The following is a 21,475-nucleotide window of genomic DNA, read 5'->3' on the forward strand; positions in this document are numbered from 1 at the left end:
GCCCGGATGGCGGAGCTGGAGGAGGGACCCGAGCGGGAGGCCGTCCGGGACGAACTGGTCACCCTGTGGCTGCCCATGGCCCACCGGATCGCCGGCCGCTTCCGCGACCGCGGAGAGTCGATCGAGGATCTGCGGCAGGTCGCCGCACTGGGCCTGGTGAAGGCCATCGACCGGTTCGACCCGAGCCGGGGTGCCTTCGAAAGCTACGCCGTCCCGACCATCACCGGCGAGGTCAAGCGGCACTTCCGGGACCGCATGTGGGCCCTGCGGGTGCCCCGCCGTGTGCAGGAACTGCGCAACAAGGTGCGGGTGGCACGCCGTGAACTCACCCAGAATCCGGGCAGCCCCGAACCCTCCGTGGCGGACCTCGCCACCCACACCGGCCTCAGCGAGGAAGAGGTCAACGCCGGGCTCGAGGCCCTGGACAGCTTCAGCACGCTGTCGCTGGACGCCGAACTCTCGGCCGACGACGACGGCTACAGCCTCGCCGACACCCTCGGCGCGGCCGACTCGTCCTTCGACGTCGTCGTGGACCGCGAGTCCGCCAAGGAAGGCCTGCGCCGCCTGCCGGAACGCGAACGGGCCATCCTCTACATGCGCTTCTTCGAGGACATGACCCAGAGCCGGATCGCCGACCATCTCGGCATCTCCCAGATGCACGTCTCCCGCCTCATCAGCCGCAGCTGCGCCCGGGTGCGCGACGAGGTCCTGGGGCAGCGGACGGGCAACCGGGGCACCGGCGGCCCCGCCACGACGGCCTGACCACCCGACATCACGAGGAGCGAAACCCACCATGCTGAGGCCCCACCCCGCCGTGCTGCGCCGGCTCGTCGACGAGTACGAGGCTCTGGCCGCCGCCGAAGCCACCGGCGGACCGGCGGAGCAGAACCCCCGGGTACGCGACCTGGCGTACACGCTGTGCGTGTCCACCGGCACCCGGACCGTCGAGCGTGCCCTGGAGGCCGCACACCAGTGGCTCGCGAGCGCACCCGCACCGGTTCGCGAACCCGCCGCGCCGATGACCGGGCGGCGCATGCCGGTCACCGAGCCAGCCTGATCCCGGCGCGCCACTGAGCGACGGGGAGGACGAGGCCGAACGAGGGCCCGGCCGACGGCGCAAGCCGCGGCCGGGCCCTCGTTCGTGCCCTGACATCGAGCGCAGTCGTGCCGCTGGGGAGTCAGAACCCGGACGGAAACCGGAATCCCCTGGTCCGGCGGTTGTGCAGGGTGTGTGAACGCCGACCCGGGGCATCCGGACTGCCGGGAGGTCTACATGAACACGAGTGCGATGGCACAGGGCGGTCGGATGCGGGCCCGGCGGATGGCGCGGGGTTCGGTGACCGAGGGGGCGGCACGGGCGGGTTTCGCCGCCCGGGGCGTGATCTATCTGCTCGTCGGGGCGCTGGCCCTGCAGATCGCCTTCGGCGACACCGGCCACCAGGCCGACCGCGGAGGAGCCCTGCAGGAACTCGCCCAGAAGCCGTTCGGAGCGGTACTGCTGTGGGCGCTGGGCATCGGTCTCGTCGGCATGGCCCTGTGGCGGCTGTCCGAGGCCCTCTTCGGCTCGACCGGCAAGGACGGCCGCAGCGCACGCAAGCGGCTCATGGCGGCGGCCCGGTTCGTCTTCTACGTCTTCGTCGCCTACTCGGTGCTGAACTTCGCGGTCAGCCGCCACCAGAGCGGCGGATCCAGCGACCGGCAGTCCCGGGACGCCACGGCCAAGGCGCTGGAGATACCCGGCGGCCAGTGGCTCGTCGGTGCGGCGGGGGTCGGCGTCGTCGTGGCCGGCGGCTGGATCGCGGTACGCGCGGTGATGCGCAAGTACCACGACAAGCTCCGGCTGGGGCAGATGAGCCACCGCACGCGGCAGCTGGTCGACGTCACGGGCGTGGCCGGCGGCGCGGCCCGGGGCCTGGTCTTCGCGGTGGCCGGGGTCTTCGCCGTCCGTGCGGCCATCGACTACGAACCCGACAAGGCCAAGGGCCTGGACGACACCCTGCGCACCTTCGCCGACACTCCGCTCGGCCCCTGGCTGCTGGCGTGCGTCGCGGCCGGGCTGGTGCTCTTCGGGGTGTTCTCCTTCGCCATGGCCCGGTGGCGTCGCGTCTGAGCCGGGATTCGCGGGGAACACGATGCCAATGAGCGATTCCGAGATTCCGCATGGCGATGGCCGGCCCGTGGACATGTACCTGGACCTCCTGCGCATCCGGATGGACACGGAGGACTACCGCCTCCTGATGCGCGCGGTGGAACCGGTCCTCGAGGCGATCGAAGAGGAACGCCTGTCCAGCCTCGACTTCGCGCTCGACTCCGGGGGCGACGACGAACTGCCCCAGGAGGTCCGTGACGAGGTGGCTCTCGTCATCGCCACCGCCGTCACCGGCCGCCTGGACAACGAAGTCGTCGAACTCGACATCGACGACACCGGCCCGGTCAGGATCGTCACGGACGCCACCACCGCGTCCGACCCGATCCGCCTCGGCGAGATAGCCGACTACATCCGGGACCGGCACAAGCAGACCGAGGAGCTGCGGGGCATCGCCGAGGTGAGCGGGCTGCCCACGGACTTCTGACCGGCAGTGGCTCGTGGCCCTTCCTCATGGGCCCGGAGGGCTCTCACCGCACGCGGGGGACCCTCACCCCTTGGGCGCAGCCACCGGCACGTCCAGCGGCCGGGCCAGGCCCACCACGGCCTCGTCCAGCCGCTCCAGATGCCGCAGCACGCGATCGGTGATGCGGCCGTAGCGCGGCGTGCCGGCATCGGACCCCAGCAGGGACGCGATGCTCGGCCCGGTCTCGACCCGCGCGCCCGCGTGCTCGTCGGCGACCCGGGCCGCGATCGCCCCGATGTTGCGCACGGTGCGCCCCGCGGCCCCGCGCAGCCGTGGGTCCGCCGCGATCGAGGGATGCGTGGGCAGCAGCTCCGCGGTCGCCGCCAGAGTCCGCGCGTGGTACGCGCACGTCTCCAGCAGCGCCACCACGTAGCGGGCCGTGTTCCGCCGGGTCCGCAGCGGAGTGACCGGGTGGATCAGGGGCTGGGTGGCGGCCCGCAGATCGGCCAGTGCCTGGTCCAGATCGCGCGCCTTGTCGAGCAACTCGTCCGCGGGCCCGCCGCTGAGCTGCCCGACCGCGGCCTCCGTGACCTCGGCCAGCCGCTCCAGCACGGTGCCCAGCAGCTCGTTCGTACGGCGGTCCGTCTGCACCGGCAGCACCAGTGCCGCCGCGACCACCCCGCAGGCCGCGCCGAGGGCCGTCTCCTCGATGCGCAGTACGAGCACGTCGAGGCTGTAGGTGTGCAGCAGCGTGTAGAGCAGCCCCAGCATCGCTGTCACGAAGAACGACATCAGGGTGTACGACAAGGGCGCCGAGTAGAACATCGCGAAGATCAGCACCAGGACCAGGGCGAACGCCGTCCACGTGTGGTTGCCCACCAGCCCCGCCAGGACGATCCCGGCCACCACGCCGAACACCGTGCCGAGCAGCCGCCGGTACCCCTTGACCAGGATCTCGCCCGTCGAGGCGGTGTTGAGGAAGACGATCCAGCACGTCAGCACCGCCCAGTACCAGCGCTGCGTCGACAGCAGTTCGCCGCCCACGATGGCCAGCGCGGACCCGACGGCGACCTGCACGGCCGCACGCGTGGTGGGCCGTCGCAACCCCGTCTGCTCCTCCTGCGCCGTCTCCTCGCCGCCGCCGTCGATCGCCGCGTCCTCGGCGTCCAGCTCCTCGCGTGAGCGGGCCGTGGCGGGAGTGTCGTCCGACTCGTCCTGCGGGCCGTCCAGAGCGATCCGCAGTCCGAGCACCGCGCGGGCCGACTCGCCGATCCCGCGGAAGACGTCCTGGACGGCGGCCGAGGCGGGCGGCAGGTTCTCCTCGTCGCGGTAGCCGAGGAGCCGGTTGCGCACATGGGCCAGGCCGGTGCCCGTGTCGCCGCTGCCGGCCCGCAGCACCAGAGCGTGCAGTGCCCGCAGATCGCGGCGCAGGGTGGCGCCCGCCTCGTCCGGCATCTCCGGCCCGGTGAGCGACGGGGCGGGCGCGCCCGGCAGGTGCAGGGTCAGCGTGTCCGCCCGTTCGGCCGTACGGGCGGTCAGCAGCAGCAGGCCGAGCCGCTCCGCGGCGATCTCGGCGTCCGCGATCCTGCGCTGCACCAGCCGCGCCGCCGACTCGTCCGGGGTGCCCTCCTCCAGCCGTCCCTGGATCATCATCGCCGTCTCGTGGAGACGGGCGGTCCCCTCGCGCACGGCCTCAAGGGCCTTGTCCATCTCGTCCGCGGAGGCGTCGAGGAGTTCCGTCTGCGCGGACACCAGCTGGGCCAGCCGGGCGCGGAAGGCCAGACGCAGCCGCAGCAGCACACCCGTGGGCGTCGCGGGCACGATCGCGAAGCGCATCAGCGCACTGGAGCAGAACGCCAGCGCCATGGCACCGCACAGCGCCGGCAGCGTGGCGACGGTGGCGCCGACGAACAGGGACAGGAAGTAGACCTGGAAACCGATCAGCCCGAGCGCGGTGCCCCGGTCGCCGAACCGGCGGCCATAGACAGCGCAGAAGATCAGAACGACGAAGAAGGCGTCACCAACGACGACCCGCGTGTTGAGGACCGCCCCCAGGGAGACCGAGGCCAGGGCCACCGGCAGTCCCAGTGCGAGCGTCACCGCCTGCGCACCGAGCTGATTCTCGCGGATGGCGAAGGTGGCGACCATCGCCGCCATGGCCCCGGCCACCAGCAGGTGCACATCGGCCTGCAGCAGGGACAGCACGGCCACGGTGAGGGTGATCGCGCCGACCGTCCGCAACCCGGCGGTCAGACGCAGCAGTCCGGGGTCGGACGCCGCGATCCGGTCCCGCAGTCGTGCCCGTACCGCGCGTCCCGCTGCCCTCACGCCGCCGCACTCTCTCCCTGCTCACACCAAGATCCGTATCTCAGCATGACATGCCGCGAGCACAAGCTCCCGTCCGGGCCTTCCTACTCCGCCCCGCCGGACCCCCCGGCCTGCGCCCGCACCTGCTCCGGCGTCAGATAGGCGTCGGTGTACTCGAAGTCCTTCAGCCGCGCGGCCTTGCGAGCCTGGAACCCCGTCCGCACGAAGTCGTCACCGGCGACCGCGTTGAGCAGCCAGTTCGTCATCACCCGCGTCTTGGCCACATTGGTGCGCAGCGCCGACCAGTGGTAGCCGCGGGCCACGGCCTGGGCGGGCAGCCCGCGCAGTTCGATGCCCAGCGGCTTGGACACCGCGTCCGTGCCGCCGAGGTCCACGACGAGCCCGAGATCCTTGTGCACGTACGGCTTCAGCGCCTGGCCCCGCAGCGACGCGATGACGTTCTCGGCGACGTGCCTGCCCTGACGCAGGGCGTGCTGCGCGGTGGGCGGGCACATGGCCCCGTCGCCCTTGGCCAGGTCGGGCACGGCGGCCGAGTCGCCGAGCGCGAACACCCCGTCGTCGCCCGGCAGGTTCATCTCCGGGGCGACCGCGAGCCGGCCCTTGACGGTCTCCGCGCCCAGCGTGGCGATGAGCGGGCTGGCGACGACCCCGGCGGTCCAGATGAGCGTGCGGGTCGGGATCACCCGTCCGTCGGTGAAGGTGACCTCCTCGGGACCGGCCTTGGCGATGGAGGTGCCCAGGGAGATCTCGATCCCCCGCCGGCGCAGGATCTCCTGTGCGCTGCTGCCGAGCTTGTCGCCCAGCTCCGGCATCAGCTTCGGCGCGATGTCGATCAGGTGCCACTTGATCAGACCCGGGTCCAGCCGGGGGTAGCGCTTGACCGCCGCGTGCGTCAGCCGCTGCAGGCACGCCGCCGTCTCGGTGCCCGCGTAGCCGCCGCCGACCACCACGAACTGCAGCCGCGACGCCCGCTCGGCGGGGTCCTGGCTCGCGTCGGCCAAATCCAGCTGCGAGATGACGTGGTCGCGGATGTACGCGGCCTCCGCGAGCGTCTTCATCCCGAACGCGTGGTCCGTCAGCCCCGGGATGTCGAAGGTCCGGGTGATGCTGCCGGGGGCCAGCACGATGTAGTCGTACGGCTCGTTGACGATCTCGTCGGTGATGGTGCGGATGACGCAGACCTTGGACTTCAGGTCCACGCCGATGGCGCCGCCCGGAATGATGCGCGTGCGGTACTTCTTGCTGCGGCGCAGGGAGACGGCGATCGACTGCGGCGTCAGCACGCCGGAGGCGACCTGGGGGAGCAGCGGCAGGTAGAGCTGGTAGGCGAACGGCGTCACCAGCGTGACGTCCGCCTCGTCCGGGGAGAGTTTCCGTTCCAGACGGCGGACGCACTCCACGCCGGCGAAGCCTGCGCCAACCACCAGGATCCTGGGTCGTGTCACGGTGTTCATCCCTTTCTGCGGCTCCAGGCGGTCTGCCTCGAACGCCTTCCGACTGCCCCTGGATCGCTGGTTCGCACCCTTTCGATCCCACCGTGTCTCCGGCCGGCACGCCAGCCGGACGCAGCAGGCAGACGAACGCGTCGATCACCACCATGCCCGCACCCTGGCCGAAAAGCACCAGGCGGGAGTGAAGAACGCGTGCACACCCGGACGGCCGGACCCGTCGTCAGGAGTCCCCGCGACCTTGGACATGACACAGCAACAGGCACACGTCGTCGTCCCGCTCGGAATCGCTCAGCAGCGGATGCAGCAGCCGGTCCGCCGAACCCTCCAGATCCGCGTCCAGTTCCGCGGACCGGAACCCGCCGAGCGCCGTGGCCAGCCGCTCGATCCCGGGGTCTATGCCCTGGGCACGCCGCTCCACCAGCCCGTCCGTGTACAGCGCGAGGGTCGAGCCGGGTTCCAGGTCCTCCGTGTGGTCGGCGATCTCCTGGGTGAGCGGGATGCCGAGCATCGCACCGGGTTTGGCGTCGAGGGTGCGCACGGTGCCGTCGGGCAGACGCAGCACCGGCGGGGGATGCCCTGCCGCGGCCCAGGTGAGTGTGGGCTCGTCCGGGTGGAACCGGGCGATGACGGCGGTGGCGTACAGATCCGGCTGGAGATGGTGCAGGAACCGGTGCAGGCGGGTCAGCAGCCTGCCGGGGCTGTCGCCGTCGACGGCGTACGCCCGCAGCGCGGTGCGCAGCTGGCTCATCATGACCGCCGCGTGCAGACCGTGTCCGGTCACGTCGCCGATGACGGTGATGAGACCGCCGTCCCGCTGAGGGAACGCGTCGTACCAGTCGCCGCCGATGTTCAGACCGTGGGTGGCCGGAAGATACCGTGCCGCCAGGCTCAGACCCGGCGTGGCCGGCAGATCCGTCAGCAGGGCACGCTGCAGCGTCTCGGCGATGTCGCGGTTGTGCTCGAAGCGCCGGGCGTTGTCGATCGCGATGCTGGCTCGCCGGGTGAGCTCGATCAGCATCACCGCGTCGTCCGGATCCCAGCGTTCGCCGGGCGGCGAGAGCGTCAGGATCCCCAGCGGAGCCCGCCGCGTCGGCAGCGGCACGCACAGCAGCGGCCGTCCGGGATCCAGGGCCGAGGGCGGCTGGTCCTCCACGCCGGGCAGGTTGCCGGGATGGTCGGCGGCGTACTGGGGCCGCCCGGTACGAGCCGCTACGACCGCGGCGGCCGGATGCGGCGCCGACCGGTGCTTGTCCTCCTCGTGGTCGAACAGCCAGACGTCGACGCTGCTCGCGTACTCGGGCACCAGCAGGTCCGGCAGCCGGCGCACGATCTCCTCGTGGTTGAGCGACGCCGTCAGCACCGCGCTCGCGTCCGCGAGGAACGTCAGCCGGCGCCGGGCGCTCTCCGCCTCGTTGCGGGCGCTGCGCTCGGCGGCGAAGGCCTCGCGCTGGGCCCGCCCGGCCGCGTCCAGCTCGGCGTGCAGGGCCAGGACGCCCTGGTTGGTCTGGTGCAGCTCCTCGCGGTGGAAGAGGACCAGGTCCTCCTGCTCGGTGAGTTTGTCGAGCACCACGGCCGTGTCCTCGTCGGCGCCGAGCAGGGCCTCCGACAGGGCGGCCGGGTCGTCGGGGACGGTGCCGTCCTCGGTGGCCTCGGCCGACTCGGGGCAGGGGACCGTGACCTCCCAGAGCGGCTCCCCGGCGGCGCACGCCTCCGGCGACGGAGTCACCACGACGTGCAGCAGGCCCTCCTGGGCGGGGGAGCCCGCCAGGTCCATCGTGAGCTGCCAGGTTCCGCCCTTGGTGAGGCACTGCCGCAGGTGGGCGCTGAGATCGGCGGCGAGCCGGGTCCGTTCGACGGTGGGCACACCGTACGCGGCGGCCAGACGCGCGAGCGAGATGCGGGCGCGGGCCGCGTCGGTGACGGTGGTGATCTGCCAAGTGCGCATCATGGGCGTTCCGGCGGGTTCGAGGTCAGCACGGCCACGGCGGTGTCGTCCCGCACCGGTCGGGCGGGACTGCTGGCGTCACGTATCGTCACGGCGGCCGTCACGGCCGGGTCGGTGGCGGGCAGACCGGGGTCGGACGGCGGCGTCCAGCGGCTGGGCAGGCCGTCGGTGTGCAGGATGAGGATCGGGTCGCCCACCCAGCCGGCCTCCTCCTCGCGGAGGGTGCCGGGCCGGTGGACGCCCACGATGCCGGGCCGCGACAGCAGGGGACGCCAGATGCCGTCGGTGCGCAGTCGCGCCCCGACGTTGCCGATGCCGGCGAACCGCAGCCGCCCGGCCGTCAGGTCGAGCTGGGCCAATGCGACGGCCGCGCCCCGCGTGCCCCGCAGCGCGTCGTGCAGCCGCTGCAGCGACTCGGCGGGGGACAGGTGGGCCCAGCGGTGCAGTGCGGTGACCGCAGCGGACGAGGCCCGGGCGGCCTCCGGCCCGTGCCCCAGCCCGTCCGCCAGCATCAACGTCACCCGGTCCCCGGCCCGGACCCACGCCCAGGCGTCCCCCGAGTACTCGGCTCCGCCGTAGGGAATGTTCACCCCACCGGCCCGCACCCCGGAAACCGGCACGGAACGGTGCTGCGCGCCGACCTCCGCGACCGGAAGAGCGCGGTCCGGCGCCCCGCGGCGCTCTGCCGGATGCGTCCCGGTGCCGCCGTCGGCGGCACCGTCCGACGCGGGAGCGCGCTGTGCGGTGGTCCGGGACACCGAGCCCGTTCCCGGGGTGCCGGAGACCGCGGGATCGTGGGCCGTCGGCGCCGAGGGGGCGGAGCCGGTCCTCGAGGCGCCGCCGTCTGCGCGATGGTGGGCCGGTGCCGTCCGGGACGCGCCGCCGTGTCCCGACGTGCCGGCGTCCGCCGAGCCACGCGTCGGTGTCGCTCCGTACAACGACACGTTCCCTCGTGCGCCGACGTCCGCGAGGCCCTGAGCCTGCGTCGTCCGGGATACCGAGCCCTCCGACCGGGCGTCGGTGTCCGGCGAGCCGTCGGCCGGTGCCGTCCGGGGAACAGGTCCGGTTCCCGGTGAGCCGGTCGGAGGGAGATCGTGGCCGGGGGCCGCGCCGGGCGCCGGGCCGGTTCCCCGGGCGGCGTCGGCCCGGCGCGCGGGGCCGACGGGAAGCGACGGACCCTGGCCGGTGTGACCGGGCGCAGCGGCCGGCACCGGCGCGTGGCCCGTCAGGCCGCCGCATGCCACCGCGCCGAACGGCGGTGTGCCACCCGGCCACCGTCCCCCTGCGGATGCCCGGCCCCCGGGCCCGGACGGCCCGTCGGCGGCCCGGGGTGTCGAGCTCACGCGGGCTACCGCGACGGTGCCGCGGCCGGGGACGCTGTGCAGGGCGAAGTCGTCGGAGAGGCGCAGACACGTGCCGAGCCCGGCGCCGAGCGAGCGGGAGGTGGAGAAGCCGTCGCGCAGCGCCGCCGGCACGTCGGGGATGCCCGGGCCGTGGTCGACCGCGGCGATCTGCACCACTCGTGCCCCGAGCGGCCCCTCCCGCAGCACGGGCGGGGCCACGATGTCGATGAGCACCTGGCCACCCTCGGCGTGCTTCAGCAGGTTCGTGGCGAGCTCGGTCGCGACCAGCGCGGCCGCCGCGGTACGCCGCTCGTCCAGCCCGGCCAGCGCGGCGGCGTCCTCCGCCGCGACCCGCGCGTCGCGCACCCGGGTCGCGTCGCGCACCGGCACGTCCCACACGCGGGGCATCAGACCTCCTCGCGCGGACGTGGCGGCCGTCCCACCCAGCACGTCACCCGCACCGTGGTGCCCGAGCCCGGCGCGGTGTCGATGTCGAAGTCGTGCACCAGGCGCCGCGCACCGCTCAGCCCCATGCCCAGACCGCCGCCGGAGGTGTAGCCGTCGCTCAGCGCCAGGTCCAGGTCGGCGATGCCCGGCCCCTCGTCGGCGAAGGCCAGCTGCAGCCCCTGCACGCCCGCGCCGCCGACCTGCCTGGCCTGCATCTGTCCGCCACCGCCGTGCACCAGGGTGTTGCGGGCCAGCTCGCTGGCCGCGGTGATGAGCTTGGTCTGGTCCACCAGGCCGAAGCCGAGCCGGGCAGCGGCCTGCCGTACGTGCTGTCGCACCCACACCAGGTCCATGTCCGACCGGATGGGCAGGCAGGCCTCCACGCCCGAGGCGGTGTGCATCACGGACTCTCCTGACGCGGGCTGCCGGGACGGGGCACGGGGGCCGGCTGCGCGAGCAGCTCCATGCCCGCCTCGGTGCTGAGCGCGGTGCTCAGCCCCGGCAGTGTCAGACCCAGTTCGACCAGGGTGATGGCGACCGCAGGGCGCATCCCGGCCACCACGGTGCGCGCGGCCAGCAACTTGGCCTGAGCGGCGATCTCGGCCAGCACCCGGCCGAGGAACGAGTCGACGATCTCGACACCGGAGATGTCGATGAGGACCCCGCCCACCCCGGTACGGGAGATGGTCTCGGCGAGGTCCTGCTGGAGCTGCTGCGCCATGCTGTCGTGCAGTTCCCCCTGGAGCGTGACCAGCAGGACGTCGCCGAGCCGGAGCACCGGCACGTGGCCGGTCACGGGAGGGGGGTAGGCGTCGTTCACCGCTGACCCGCACCCGGCCTCACGATGTCCGCGCCGAGCTGGTGCAGCGCATAACCCAGCGCGTCGGCGAGGCTGGCCCGGGTGATCACGTCCAGGTCCAGACCGAGATGCACGATGGTCTGCGCGATGGCGGGACGGATGCCCGAGACGATGCACTCGGCGCCCATGAGGCGTGCCGCGGCGACCGTCTTCATCAGGTGCTGCGCCACCAGCGAGTCGACCGTCGGCACCCCGGTGATGTCGAGGATCGCGAACCGGGCGTGCTGCTCGACCACGGCGTTCAGCAGCGTCTCCATCACGATCTGGCTGCGGGCGCTGTCGAGGGTGCCGATGAGCGGCACGGCCACGATGCCGTCCCACAGCCGGATGACCGGCGTGGCCACCTCCATCAGCTGCAGCCGCTGCCGGTCACTGAGCGCCTGCCACTCGCTGAGGGCCGTCTGCATGGCCACCAGGCGCAGCGTGCCCATCAGAACGGTCAACGCGGTCGAACACGCCCGCAGGTGCTCGGGCGACACCTGCGTCAGATCGGCAACCAACAGGTTCTCCACCGGCGGCCGCAGGGCAGCCAGCTCGCTGGAGACCTGGGTGTTGCTCAGCCCCGCACGCGAGCGGGCCGCGCCCATCCGGCCCAGCTGCTCGCGCACCGAGCTGAACCCCGCGGCGTCCGGATCCTCCACCTGCTCCGAGTCGGCCACCTGGGCCAGCGCGTCCACGACGGCCTTGCCCGCTTCCACCGCCTCGTCCCGCGAGACGGTGAACACGGTGCGGAACAGGGGCTCGTCCGCCCACCGCTGGGCGATCTGCTCACGCCGGCGGTACAGGAAGTCCCTGACCTCGTGAGTGGGCGTCGCGAGCTGTCCGTCCGCTTCGTGCTCCGGCACCTGGTTCTCTCCTCATCCGCGTTGCGTCGACCGAGCCCGCTTCTGGCAACGAGACGGCGATGTGACACTTGCCGGGCGACAACTCTAACCATGCGCCGACCTCGTACGACACCTGCTTCCAGGCAAGTGATCCGGTCCGGGCGAACGGCGGTTGGCGCCGCCGTCGCCGCGTGTGCGCGGGGTGAGCCGTCGTGCGGGCAGGGCGGAGCGAGGGCCGGGCGCCGATTTTCGCCGGCACCGGGCCCGAGGGGCATCCTGGACGTCAGACGCTCTGTCCCCCCGGCTCCTCGGGGTGCTCCGGTCCTTCGTCGACACGGGTCAGGGCCTCGTCGACACTCTCCGATATCGGCACGGTGATGCTGACGCCGGTCAGATCGAGGATGCGCCGCACGGCCGGCGTCGGACTGATGACGTGCACACTGCCCTCGGTCTTACGGGTCTCCTGGTACACCCGCAGGATGATGTTCATCCCGGACGAGTCCATGAAGGGGACGGACGAGAGGTCCAGCAGGAAGTGCCGTCGGCCGTGGTGGAGTTGGTTGGCCAGATGGGCCTGGAACTCGGTCGCGGTGTCGACGTCCAGGTAGCCGTCGACCGTGATCAGGGCCACGTCCTCCCGGGGCAGCTCGACTTCCACGGACAGCGGGTTCTGGGCGAGGGGCACGGATACCTCCAACAAGTGCTACGGCCTGGGCTGGTCACCTCTGGGGATGACCGCGGTGCGAGGGGAACCCGGTCGTTCTCCGGACTCGAATGCCGTTTCTCATGTGCCTCCCTCCACTGACGGGCTTCGGATCTCACCGCGCCCCCGCGATTACCCCGGAATCCACCCTCCATGCCCCCTCGGCCGAACATCGTCGGGACGGGCCGCCCGGACGTCCCGTGCGGTAGCAGGCGTGTGCGCCGAATGCGCTTGCGGCAGCAGGGTAATTGCTGCTGTGGAACGGGGCGGGCGCGGGCGTCCGCCCGAGGACTTCGCCATCAGCACATCGCCAGGGAGGGTGGAACAGCGTGGCCATCGACAGGATCTGGTCGTACGCGCCGGACAGCGGTCACACCGAGGGGCAGGACCTGACCGGGTTCGCGGTCGCCGCGACCGACGGCACGATCGGGCACGTGGACCGGGAGGCCGCCCCGCACGCCATGCGGCACCTGGTCGTCGACACCGGGGTGTGGGTGTTCGGCCGCAGCGTCCTGGTGCCGGCCGGAGTCGTCACCGGCGTCGACACCCAGGGGAGAAAGATCACACTGGCCTGCAGCAGGGCGGACGCCAAGGCGGCTCCCCGCTTCCAGACCGACAGTGAGACGAGGGACCGGGAGTACCTCAAGGCCGTGGGTGACTACTACGACCGGCTGCCGCCGCGTGAGACCGCCACGGTCTGAGCCGGGCGGCGTCATCAGACCGCCACGGTCTCGGACCGTGGCGTCCTGAGAGGGCCGCGGCCGGGCCGGTCACGGGCGCCTCGCGCCCGTGACGCTCCCGGCTCACCAGGGCATGAACACGTGCACGTCCTTGCCCCGGTCGTCGGTCACCACGCTGACCTGGTCGCACAACGTGTGGACGAGGTGCCAGCCGATGCCTCCGCCGCCGCTGCGCGGATCGAAGGGGCGGGGGGCGGGCTCGGTGGTGCTGGTGTCGTGCACCACCACATGCACCCCGTCGAAGGTCCGGCGCATCCGCAGCGCGAACGGACCGGGGGCGTACTGCACCGCGTTGGCGGCCAGTTCCGTCACCACCAGCAGGATGTCGTCCCAGTACTCGGGGGCAGAGGGCGGGGAGGAGCGCGCGAGGTCGCGCAGGAACTCTTCCGCGGCCAAGCGCGCACCTGTCACGTCGTGCGGCTCGCCCACGAAGGCGTTCGTGCGGCTCGGGATCTCCTCGGAGGTCAGGGCGTCGTCCCCACGTGGCTCGGTTGACATATCGCCTTTCCGGCCCGGGCGTCAGCTACGGCTGTCGTCAGGGCTGTCGTCCTTTCTCTTGCGTCGCCACTGTTGCGTGTTCCCGAGGGGACGAGGCCTACGCGTCCGGCCGCATGCTCAGCGGAACACATTGTCGGAGTCGTCCCAGCTCGACGGTTCGGCCGGGCCACTAGGCCGCCGGGGACGCCTGCGGGACTGGTACATCGCGTCGATCTCGGAGGCGTAGTGCCGCACGATCTCGTCCCGCCGGAGCTTCATCGACGGCGTCAGCAGCCCGTTGTTCACGTCGAACGCCTCCGGCAGGACCCGGAACACCCGGATCGACTCCGCGGGCGACACGACGCTGTTGGCCGCGGCCACGGCCCGTGCGACCTCCTCCCGCAGCGCGTTCTCCTCCCGGGCCTCCCGCATCTCGCCCTGCAGGGCCAGTCCGGCCCGCCAGTGCGCGAGGAAGTCCGGGTCCAGCGTGATCAGGGCTCCGATGCAGGGCCGGTTGTCCCCCACGACCACTGCCTGGTGGATGAGCGGATGCATCCGCAGCCGCTGCTCCAGCGCCAGCGGGGCGACGCTCTTGCCGCTGCTGGTGATGATGATGTCCTTCTTGCGGCCGGTGATCGTCAGATAGCCCTCCGAGTCCAGCAGCCCGAGGTCCCCGGTGGCGAGCCACCCCCCGCGCAGGGCGGCCCGGGTGGCGGCCTGGTCGCCCACGTAGCCCTGGAACACCGACGGGCCGCGCACCAGGATCTCCCCGTCCTCGGCCACCTGGATCTCCGTGCCCGGCAGGGCCTGCCCGACCGTGCCGGACTTCTCCCGGCCCAGCGGCTGCATCGTCACCCCGCCGGCGGTCTCCGTCAGGCCGTACCCGTCGTGCACGTAGATGCCGATGCCCTCGTAGAAGAGGGAGAGATCGCGGCTGAGGGGGGACCCCCCGGACGTCGCCCGCTGCACCCGGCCACCCAGTGCCACCCGCAGCCTGCGGTACACGGTCCGCTCGTACAGGGTGTGCTGGAGCCGCAGGTCGAAGCCGGGTCCGCGGCCGCGGCCCAGCCGCTGGCGCTCCAGGGCCGCGGCGAAGTCCCGGGCGGTGTCGGCGGCCCGCTCGAACAGGGCGCCGTGACCCGCCTGCTGAGCCGTGCGCAGGAAGTTCTTGTAGATCTTCTCCAGGACGGAGGGGACCGCGTAGAGGTACGTCGGCCGGAACGAACGCAGCGCCGACGCCAGTGCGTCCCCGCTGAGGTCGGCCTGGTGCCCCATCAGCAGCCCGCCGCGCACGCACAGCCCCTGGATCATCAGCCCGTAGACGTGGGAGAAGGGCAGGAACGCGAGCACGGAGCCCCGCTCCCCGCGCGGCGCCGCCGTGTGCCCCCAGCCCGTCAGCAGCGTGTCGCAGGGGCCGGCCAGATTGCGGTGGCTGAGCGCACAGCCCATGGCCTGGCCGGAGGTGCCCGAGGTGTAGGCGATGACGGCCGTGGAGTCCGGCAGCACGATGCGGCGCATCGAGTCGACCGTGGCGATCGGGACGAACTCGCCCCGGCCCGTCAGTTCCTCCAGGGCGCCCGCGTCCAGTTGCCAGACGTGCCGCAGCAGCGGCAGCGTGGCACACACCGAGCCGACGGTCATGACGCCCTGCTCGTCCTCCACGACCACGGCCACACAGCCGGCGTCCCGCAGGATCCACTCGACCTGATCGCGTGAGGCGGTCGGGTAGACCGGGACGACCTCGGCGCCCACGGCCCACAGCGCGTAGCACAGGACCGTCCACTCGAACCGGGTGCGTGCCATGATCGCCACGCGGTGGCCCGGCGCGATCCCCGAGGCGATCAGCCCCTTGGCGACGTCGACCACCGCGTCGCGCAGCTCGATCGCCGTCACCTCCTCCCAGGTCGCGGAGGCGGGATCGGCCCGCCGGGCGAGCATCGGCAGGGTGGGTTCGCGGTCCGCCGTCTCGAAGACGCTGTCGGCGAGCCCGCCGGTCAGGGGCGCCACGGCCGGGGGAGCGAGGGCGAGGTCGCGCATGCACTGCTCCTGACATGTACGGGGTGTGACGTTGCCGACGGGTACCGTCATCAGCGGTGCTCGAATGTAGTCGAGTCGAGACCCTTCGGGGTCGGAAAATACGGAAGTCGACCCGCTGATGATCCCGGCGTGATCGGGGGACCCGGACCGCATGACTCACATCAGTCCCGATCCCGAACCCGAACGCACCCCCGGTCTGGAACCCGGCGGCGGTGTACCGCCGGGTGAGACCCCGCCCGCGGAGAGCAGCATGCCCGAGACGCTCCCCCGCGAGACGCACAACCCGACCAAGGGCTGGTCCAAGGGCCCGATGACCGTGATCATCGTCCTCGTGGTGCTGATCGCGGCGTTCTTCCTGGCCTACGCCCTCGCACTGATCCTCTGAGGTCCCCGCCCGGGCCCGACGGGACGCCTCACGCCTGCGTGTGGCGGACGCACTCGGTGACGACGTCCCGCAGGCTTCCCGTGCGCTCCATCAGCGCGCGCTGCACCTGGGCGCCGTTGCCGTCCCGCAGCAGCTCGTCGCAGCCGGACCGTGCCCGCTCCAGGTCGCCCGTGCCGTCGAGGGCCTCCTCGACATGGTCCAGCAGGGCACGCACAACGGCTTCGGCCGGCATGCGCCGCATGGTCGCCGGGTGCAGCAGCTCCCCTGAGAGGCCGGACCGGGCAGCCTGCCAGTCGGCCAGCCGCAACAGGCTGACACTGTGGTCGAGCGGTTCACGGCCGGCCCGCCACTCGCGCGCGGCCGTCTCGACCAGTGCGCGCACGAGCGTGGCGACCAGCACGGCCGTGCCGGAGTGCAGACAGACGTCCGCGACGCGCAGCTCCACCGTCGGGTACCGCTGGGACAGCCGCGCGTCGAAGTAGATCATCCCGTCGTCGAGGAGGGCGCCGGTGGCGACCATGTCCGCGATCAGCCGGTGATACCGCTCGGCCGAGCCGAAGATCTCGGTCGGGCCGGCCGACGGCCACCGCAGCCACACCCGGCTGCGGTAACTGCTGTACCCGGTGTCCTCGCCCTGCCAGAACGGCGAGTTCGCGCTGAGCGCCCGCAGCACCGGCAGCCACGGACGCAGCCGGTCGACGACCGCGACGCCCTCGTCGTCGGAGTCGACCGACACATGCACATGGCAGCCCATCACGAGCTGCTGCCGGGTGGCGATGCCGTACTGCTCCGCCATCCACCGGTACCGCCGGTTGACGCTGATGGCGGGGCTCACCGGCAGCGGGGAGGTGGCGAGCGCCGCCACGGTGCAGCCGATCTCCCCCGCGTGCCGCGCCGCCTCCTTGCGGCAGCGGACGATCTCCGCGTGCAGGCTCTCCATGGACGACTGCGGATGGGTGGCGAACTCCAGCATCTGCTCGTGGAGTTCCTTCTCGAAGACGTCCTGATCCGCGTCGTCCTTCTCGGCCCGGGCGAGCACCGCTGCGGACAGCGCCCGCGGTTCCCCCGTCTCCGGATCGACCAGGAGAAGTTCTTCCTCCACTCCCACGGTGCGCACCTGATGCCCGCCCTTCTGTGCCAGTCCGCGTCGTACCACCGGGGGGTCCCGGTGGTACGACCCCCAGTGCCCCTCCAGGCGGACAGGACACCTGGTGGGGCCGCGGGACTTCACACGGCGAACGGCGTCAGCCACACCGTGGCGAGCGGAGGCAGCGTGATCCGGACACATCCGTCCTCCGGCTTGACCGGATCCGGGTTGGTCACGCCGCTGCCGCCGTAGCGCGTGTCGTCGGTGTTGAGGCGCTCCTCCCAGGCGACGACATCGCCCGGCACCCACAGGCCGTAGTCCTGCCGGACGACGGGGGAGAAGTTCGACACCGCCAGCAGCGGACGGCCCGCGGCGTCGTAGCGGAGGAAGGCGAAGACGTTGTCGTCCGCGGAGTCCACCGCCACCCACCGGAAGCCCTCCGGGCGGGTGTCGCACTGCCACAGCGCCGGCGTCTGCCGGTACGCGGTGTTCAGGTCACGGACCAGGTCGCGCACGCCCCGGTGGTCGCCCGCCGAGTGGTACCCGTCGTCGAGCAGCCACCACTCCGGGCCGTGCTCCACCGACCACTCCGCTCCCTGGGCGAACTCCTGCCCCATGAACAGCAGCTGCTTGCCGGGGTGGCCCCACATGAAGCCGAGGTAGGCCCGGTGCGTGGCGCGCCGCTGCCACCAGTCGCCGGGCATCTTCGACACCAGGGCCTGCTTGCCGTGCACGACCTCGTCGTGGGAGATCGGCAGGACGTAGTTCTCGCTGTAGGCGTACACCATCGAGAAGGTCATCTCGTGGTGGTGGTACTTGCGGTGCACCGGCTCGTGGGCGATGTACTCCAGCGAGTCGTGCATCCAGCCCATGTTCCACTTCAGGCCGAAGCCGAGCCCGCCGGTGTCGGTCGGCCGGGTCACCCCTCCCCAGGCGGTGGACTCCTCGGCGATGGTCACGACCCCGGGAGCGCGCCGGTACACGGTCGCGTTCATCTCCTGCAGGAACCGCATGGCCGCCAGGTCCTCCCGGCCGCCGTACGCATTGGCCTCCCACTGCCCGTCCTCGCGCGAGTAGTCCAGGTACAGCATCGAGGCGACCGCGTCCACGCGCAGGCCGTCGATGTGGAACTCCTCGCACCAGTACACGGCGTTCGCGACCAGGAAGTTGCGCACCTCGGTGCGGCCGAAGTCGAACTCGTACGTGCCCCAGTCCGGGTGCTCCGCGCGCCGGTCGTCACCGGGCTCGTAGAGCGGCTCCCCGTCGAACCGGGCCAGCGCCCAGTCGTCCTTCGGGAAGTGCGCCGGCACCCAGTCCATGATCACGCCGATACCGGCCCGGTGGCAGGCGTCGACGAAGAAGCGGAAGTCGTCCGGCGTGCCGAGCCGGGCCGTCGGGGCGTAGAACCCGGTGACCTGATACCCCCAGGACCCGTGGAAGGGGTGCTCGGCGACCGGCATCAGCTCGACGTGCGTGAACCCCAGGTCCTTCACGTACTTCGGGAGCTCCTCGGCAAGCTGCCGGTAGGTCAGCCCCGGCCGCCACGACGCCAGGTGCACCTCGTACACCGAGAACGGCGCCTCGTGCACGGGCGTGTCGGCGCGGTGCGCCATCCACTCGGTGTCGCCCCACTCGTAATGCGAGGCCGTCACGATCGAGGCCGTATTGGGCGGCTCCTCGCAGCACCGTGCCATCGGGTCGGCCTTGAGGAAGCGGTGGCCGTACCGGGAGTGGATCTCGAACTTGTACGGCGTTCCCTCGCCCACGTCCGGCAGGAACAGCTCCCACACGCCCGAGGCGCCCAGCGACCGCATCGGGAACTGCGTCCCGTCCCAGTGGGTGAAGTCCGTGGCGACCCGCACGCCCTGCGCGTTCGGCGCCCACACCGTGAACCGGGTGCCGGTCACGCCCTCGTGGGTCATGGGCTCGGCGCCGAGCGCCTGCCACAGCTGCTCGTGGCGGCCCTCGCGGATCAGGTGCAGGTCGAGCTCGCCGAGCGCGGGCAGGAAACGGTAGGGGTCGTGCGTTTCCAGTTCACCCTCCTCGTACGCCACGTGCAGGGTGTACGCGGGGACGGCGTCCAGCGGCAGCACGCCCGAGAAGAGGCCGTCGCCCTCCGAGACGAGGGCCGTACGCCTGCCGTCGACGACCACGCTCACCGCGCGGGCGAAGGGACGCAGTGCCCTGAACACGACCCCGCCCGGCACCGGGTGGGCACCCAGCAGCGCGTGCGGATCGTGGTGGGCACCCGCCAGCAGCCGTCCTCGGTCCTCCGGGCTCAGGGCGGGGGCGGTCGTGCTCGGGACCGGGCCGGACGGCTCCGGGATTGAGGTGTCTCGCAGGGCCACGGCTCAGTCTCCTCTCACGGCGAGGCGCTCGATCGCCGCCATCGGTACAGGCAGCCAGTCGGGGCGGTGCCGTGCCTCGTACAGCACCTCGTACACGGCCCGGTCCGTCTCGTAGGCGCGGAGCAGTCCGTGTTTCTTCCGGGGGTCCCAGCCGGCGCGGGCGGCATAGCCCGCGCAGTAGGCCTCGCGGCAGCGCCGGGCCCACTCGGGGCGCCAGGGGCGGCGCTGCCGGGCGGCGTAGTCGAAGGAACGCAGCATCCCGGCGATGTCCCGCACCGGGGAGTGGGCGCTGCGCCGTTCGGAGAGCGGCCGGGACGGCTCGCCCTCGAAGTCGATCACGAACCACTCGCGCCCGGCCCGCAGCACCTGACCGAGGTGCAGGTCGCCGTGGATCCGCTGGGCGGGCGGGCCCGGGTCGCAACTCGTGAGGGCGGCGAACGCGGTCCGCAGGCCCGGCACGAACGGCTGCAGCGCCGGCACGCAGTGCGCGGCGGCGTCCAGCCGCTCGGTCATCGCGGCCGCCGTCTGCCCGTTCTCCCCGGGCCCGCCGACCGGGAACGCCGACGCCAGCGCGAGGTGCACCTCGGCGGTGGCCCCGCCCAGTGCGCGGGCCTGGACCGTGAAGTCGTCCCCGGCGGCCAGTGCGTCGAGCCCAAGCGTCCAGCCGTCGGAGGCGTCCCGCAGGTACGGCTGCAGCACACCGAGGGTGGCCTTGAAGGGATGCCGGGTCTGGAACCAGGCCACCGGCGCGGGAACGCGGTGGCAGCCCTGGCGGGCCAGGGCGCCGGGCACCTCCAGGTCCGGGTTGACGCCCGGCTGGATGCGCCGGAAGACCTTCAGGATGTACTCGTCGCCGTACACGAGCGAGGAGTTGGACTGCTCGGCGTCCAGCAGCCGTGGAACCAGGCCGGCGGGCACCCGCTGGTCCGGGTCGCAGTCGAAGCGCAGGGGGCCGGCGGTGCCGGGTTGCCGCAGCCGGTCCAGCAGGAGCTGGGCCGAGCGGGGGTCGTGCAGCGCGTCGTACACCGTCAGCCCGGCCAGTGGCCCCTCCTGTACCCGTCCGATGAGCGCCCGCCCGAGCCGCGGCGACGGGTGCTCCCGTACGCCGAGCAGGAGCTGGTAGCAGTCACCTGCCGGAGGAGCCCCGCCGGGCGAGGGCACGCCCGTGTGGCCGGCGTGTCCGGCGTGGATCAGCAGATGCAGACAGCCCGGGAAGAGCTCGGTCATGGACAGCAGGCCGAGCTCCGTGACCGGCCGGTCCTTGCCCGCGAACCAGCGCTGCCGGGGCAGCCACTCGCGCAGCAGCCCGCCGAGCGACTCCATGGGCTCGGCCAGGCGCCGCAGGTCGGGGCGGAGGAATGCGGTCTTCGGCATGGTCACGCCTCCTTTCGCCGGCGCAGGCTCACAGCCGCCGGCCGATGCGGGAGGCGACCCGGGTGAGCCGGAACCAGTAGAAGCCGTGGCCCCCGAGGGTCAGGAGGTACGGCAGCTCGCCGATCGCCGGGAAGCGGACCCCGCCGAACAGTTCCACCGGGTGCCGCCCCGCGAACTCGCGCAGGTCCAGCTCCGTGGGCTGTGCGAATCGCGCGAAGTTGTTGACGCACAGGACCAGGTCGTCCTCGTACTCGCGCAGGAACGCCAGCACCGCGGGGTTGGAGGAGGGCAGTTCGGTGTACGAGCCGAGTCCGAAGGCCGGGTTCTGCTTGCGGATCTCGATCATGCGGCGGGTCCAGTGCAGCAGCGACGAGGGCGACGACATCGACGCCTCGACGTTGGTCACCTGGTGGCCGTAGACCGGGTCCATGATCGCGGGCAGGAAGAGACGGCCGGGATCGGAGGTCGAGAAGCCGGCGTTGCGGTCGGGCGTCCACTGCATCGGCGTGCGCACCGCGTCCCGGTCGCCGAGCCAGATGTTGTCGCCCATGCCGATCTCGTCGCCGTAGTACAGG

Annotated in this window: 19 protein-coding genes and 2 pseudogenes; 6 read left to right on the top strand and 15 right to left on the bottom strand. The window is 72.2% G+C overall.

The window, feature by feature from the left end:
• The 4 genes from ADK65_RS29695 to ADK65_RS29710 all read left to right on the top strand — a co-directional run.
• On the top strand, positions 1-762 hold a 762-nt coding region (locus tag ADK65_RS29695; RefSeq protein WP_053674078.1), incomplete at its 5' end, for a SigB/SigF/SigG family RNA polymerase sigma factor.
• A gap of 31 nt (positions 763-793) precedes the next feature.
• Complete coding sequence (locus ADK65_RS29700) at positions 794-1,057, top strand: DUF5133 domain-containing protein (RefSeq protein ID WP_053674079.1); 264 nt, start codon at positions 794-796, stop codon at positions 1,055-1,057.
• Between the two features lie 216 nt (positions 1,058-1,273).
• A complete protein-coding gene (locus ADK65_RS29705; protein WP_053674094.1) occupies positions 1,274-2,110 on the top strand; it encodes a DUF1206 domain-containing protein in 837 nt (278 codons plus the stop codon).
• Between the two features lie 28 nt (positions 2,111-2,138).
• On the top strand, positions 2,139-2,573 hold the full coding sequence (locus ADK65_RS29710) for a hypothetical protein (RefSeq protein WP_053674080.1): 435 nt from the start codon (positions 2,139-2,141) through the stop codon (positions 2,571-2,573).
• 63 nt (positions 2,574-2,636) lie between these two features.
• Here the strand turns inward: ADK65_RS29710 and ADK65_RS29715 are convergent, their stop codons facing one another.
• From ADK65_RS29715 to ADK65_RS29755, 9 genes and pseudogenes are all read right to left on the bottom strand, one after another.
• A complete protein-coding gene (locus ADK65_RS29715) occupies positions 2,637-4,880 on the bottom strand; it encodes an FUSC family protein (protein ID WP_053674081.1) in 2,244 nt (747 codons plus the stop codon).
• 83 nt (positions 4,881-4,963) lie between these two features.
• A complete protein-coding gene (locus ADK65_RS29720; protein WP_053674082.1) occupies positions 4,964-6,334 on the bottom strand; it encodes an NAD(P)/FAD-dependent oxidoreductase in 1,371 nt (456 codons plus the stop codon).
• A 217-nt stretch (positions 6,335-6,551) separates the two neighbouring features.
• Positions 6,552-8,279, bottom strand: coding sequence for a PP2C family protein-serine/threonine phosphatase (locus tag ADK65_RS29725; RefSeq protein WP_053674083.1), 1,728 nt, complete (start codon positions 8,277-8,279; stop codon positions 6,552-6,554).
• Positions 8,276-9,082: pseudogene (locus ADK65_RS39440) on the bottom strand (SpoIIE family protein phosphatase); the annotation flags it as partial. The pseudogene ADK65_RS39440 and the gene ADK65_RS29725, both read right to left, overlap by 4 nt.
• Before the next feature lie 483 nt (positions 9,083-9,565).
• Positions 9,566-10,027 (bottom strand): annotated as a pseudogene (locus ADK65_RS29735) (anti-sigma regulatory factor); the annotation flags it as partial.
• Positions 10,027-10,467 (bottom strand): anti-sigma regulatory factor, encoded by a 441-nt coding sequence (locus tag ADK65_RS29740; protein ID WP_053674084.1) that lies wholly within the window; start codon positions 10,465-10,467, stop codon positions 10,027-10,029. The pseudogene ADK65_RS29735 and the gene ADK65_RS29740, both read right to left, overlap by 1 nt.
• Positions 10,467-10,886, bottom strand: a complete 420-nt coding sequence (locus ADK65_RS29745; RefSeq protein WP_053674085.1) for an STAS domain-containing protein — start codon at positions 10,884-10,886, stop codon at positions 10,467-10,469. The genes ADK65_RS29740 and ADK65_RS29745 overlap by 1 nt, the downstream gene beginning before the upstream one ends.
• Positions 10,883-11,770, bottom strand: coding sequence for an STAS domain-containing protein (locus ADK65_RS29750; protein WP_053674086.1), 888 nt, complete (start codon positions 11,768-11,770; stop codon positions 10,883-10,885). The genes ADK65_RS29745 and ADK65_RS29750 overlap by 4 nt, the downstream gene beginning before the upstream one ends.
• A 262-nt stretch (positions 11,771-12,032) precedes the next feature.
• On the bottom strand, positions 12,033-12,434 hold the full coding sequence (locus ADK65_RS29755) for an STAS domain-containing protein (RefSeq protein WP_053674087.1): 402 nt from the start codon (positions 12,432-12,434) through the stop codon (positions 12,033-12,035).
• A 347-nt stretch (positions 12,435-12,781) separates the two neighbouring features.
• Here ADK65_RS29755 and ADK65_RS29760 point away from each other — a divergent pair, with 347 nt between their 5' ends.
• On the top strand, positions 12,782-13,153 hold the full coding sequence (locus tag ADK65_RS29760; protein WP_053674088.1) for a hypothetical protein: 372 nt from the start codon (positions 12,782-12,784) through the stop codon (positions 13,151-13,153).
• Positions 13,154-13,255: 102 nt separating this feature from the next.
• Here ADK65_RS29760 and ADK65_RS29765 read toward each other — a convergent pair whose 3' ends face one another.
• Both ADK65_RS29765 and ADK65_RS29770 read right to left on the bottom strand, forming a co-directional pair.
• Positions 13,256-13,690, bottom strand: a complete 435-nt coding sequence (locus ADK65_RS29765; RefSeq protein ID WP_053674089.1) for an ATP-binding protein — start codon at positions 13,688-13,690, stop codon at positions 13,256-13,258.
• A gap of 117 nt (positions 13,691-13,807) precedes the next feature.
• Positions 13,808-15,706 carry an AMP-dependent synthetase/ligase gene (locus ADK65_RS29770; protein WP_053674090.1) on the bottom strand — a complete coding sequence of 633 codons (1,899 nt, stop codon included), beginning with the start codon at positions 15,704-15,706 and terminating at the stop codon, positions 13,808-13,810.
• Positions 15,707-15,857: 151 nt separating this feature from the next.
• On the opposite strand from ADK65_RS29770, the gene ADK65_RS29775 reads away from it, so the two are divergent.
• Positions 15,858-16,091 (top strand): DUF6480 family protein, encoded by a 234-nt coding sequence (locus ADK65_RS29775; protein ID WP_053674091.1) that lies wholly within the window; start codon positions 15,858-15,860, stop codon positions 16,089-16,091.
• Between the two features lie 28 nt (positions 16,092-16,119).
• Here ADK65_RS29775 and ADK65_RS29780 read toward each other — a convergent pair whose 3' ends face one another.
• The 4 genes from ADK65_RS29780 to ADK65_RS29795 all read right to left on the bottom strand — a co-directional run.
• On the bottom strand, positions 16,120-17,208 hold the full coding sequence (locus ADK65_RS29780) for a glutamate--cysteine ligase (protein WP_053674095.1): 1,089 nt from the start codon (positions 17,206-17,208) through the stop codon (positions 16,120-16,122).
• 110 nt (positions 17,209-17,318) lie between these two features.
• Positions 17,319-19,526, bottom strand: a complete 2,208-nt coding sequence (gene glgB, locus ADK65_RS29785; RefSeq protein ID WP_053674092.1) for a 1,4-alpha-glucan branching protein GlgB — start codon at positions 19,524-19,526, stop codon at positions 17,319-17,321.
• A gap of 3 nt (positions 19,527-19,529) precedes the next feature.
• The gene (locus ADK65_RS29790; RefSeq protein WP_053674093.1) at positions 19,530-20,900 is read right to left on the bottom strand and encodes a maltokinase N-terminal cap-like domain-containing protein; all 1,371 of its coding nucleotides are present in this window, start codon (positions 20,898-20,900) and stop codon (positions 19,530-19,532) included.
• Between the two features lie 28 nt (positions 20,901-20,928).
• The coding region (locus tag ADK65_RS29795; protein WP_234352994.1) for an alpha-glucosidase C-terminal domain-containing protein at positions 20,929-21,475 on the bottom strand (547 nt) is incomplete at its 5' end.

The organism is Streptomyces sp. NRRL B-1140, from assembly GCF_001280065.1.
Taxonomy (GTDB): domain Bacteria; phylum Actinomycetota; class Actinomycetes; order Streptomycetales; family Streptomycetaceae; genus Streptomyces.